We start from the raw sequence: 678 nt of genomic DNA on the forward strand, positions 1-678 counted from the left end.
AGAAAAAAGGCATTCAAGGCATGTCCTTTTCAACCATGGTTCTCTTTGGTGAAAAATCAGGCGAGCCTCATGGAAATCCGGGACAGGCAGCCTTAAAAAAAGGCGATTTTGTGTTATTTGACCTTGGCGTCATTGTCGATGGATATTGCTCAGATATCACAAGAACATTTATCTATCAGGAAGCTTCTGAAAAGCAAAAGGACATCTATCAAACCGTCTTAAATGCAGAAATGGCAGCACTTGAAATGAGTAAGCCAGGCGTGAGAATCGGTGATCTTGACTTAAAAGCCCGCGGGCTGATTTCAGAAGCGGGGTATGGTGAATATTTCCCACATCGCCTCGGACATGGGTTAGGGATTTCTGTTCATGAGTTTCCTTCTATGAGTCAGGCAAATGACGACCTTCTGCAAGAAGGTATGGTGTATACGATTGAACCAGGAATTTATGTCCCGGGAGTCGGCGGCGTAAGAATTGAAGATGATGTTCTCATTACGGCAGATGGTCCAGTCACCTTAACCAATTATCCGAGAGAGCTGACGATCATCAAGTAATAAAAAAATCACGATGAACGTCCAGGTCTTGGAAGTGTCATCGTGATTTTTTATCACTCTTCTCGATCCTTATCAACAAAAAAATCATCAATTGATTGAAACGGTTTGATTTTATGTTCTTTTCCTA

Annotated in this window: 1 protein-coding gene; it reads left to right on the forward strand. The window is 42.0% G+C overall.

The window, feature by feature from the left end; all coding sequences use genetic code 11:
- Positions 1-551, forward strand: a 551-nt coding sequence (locus BJU60_RS14780) for a M24 family metallopeptidase (protein WP_141737253.1), incomplete at its 5' end; no start/stop codon positions are given.
- Positions 552-678: the final 127 nt, after the last annotated feature.

The sequence above is a fragment of the Exiguobacterium aurantiacum genome (assembly GCF_001766415.1).
Taxonomy (GTDB): domain Bacteria; phylum Bacillota; class Bacilli; order Exiguobacteriales; family Exiguobacteriaceae; genus Exiguobacterium; species Exiguobacterium aurantiacum_A.